The organism is Neisseria sp. HMSC074B07, from assembly GCF_001810355.1.
GTDB lineage: Bacteria > Pseudomonadota > Gammaproteobacteria > Burkholderiales > Neisseriaceae > Neisseria.
In genome coordinates, this window is record NZ_KV800951.1 from 1 (window position 1) to 602 (window position 602).

Consider the following 602-nt stretch of genomic DNA (forward strand, 5'->3'; position numbering starts at 1 on the left):
GCGAAGGCCATACCACTTCCTACGAATACGGCCAGGACGGTCTGCCGACCCGACGTACCAATGCGCTGGGCCATACCTTCGGCTACCATTACGACAAAGCCCGCCGCTTAATCGGCCTCACCAATGAAAACGGCGCGCGCTACCGTTTTGCCTACGACGTCCTCGACCGTCTGATTGCCGAAAGCGGTTTCGACCATAAGCTCACCGGCTACCGCTACAACGCCGGCAACGAACTGGTCGAGCAGCGCGAATTCGGCGACGACGCCTCCCTCGCCGCCAAACTGATGGCGCAACTGGGCGGACAGCCCGTCCCCAAAAAAGACGCCGCCCCGCTTTCAGACGACCTCGACAGCCAAACCCCGCTGCGGATTACCGAGTTCAAACGCGATGTATTGGGACGCTTAATCCACACCCTCGCCCGCGACGTCGGCGACCGAGTTCAGGAAACCGCTTACCAATACGACTTGGACGGCAACCTCGTCCGCGCCGCCAACCGCCACAGCATCACCTGTTTCGACTACAACGAAAACGGCCGACTCATCGCCCAGCACCAATGGAAAGTGCCGTCCAAAGAAGAGAGCGCCCGAAACGGCCTGCCCGAA

Annotated in this window: 1 pseudogene; it reads left to right on the plus strand. The window is 60.8% G+C overall.

The window, feature by feature from the left end:
• Positions 1–602: pseudogene (locus tag HMPREF2726_RS08495) on the plus strand (RHS repeat family protein); the annotation flags it as partial.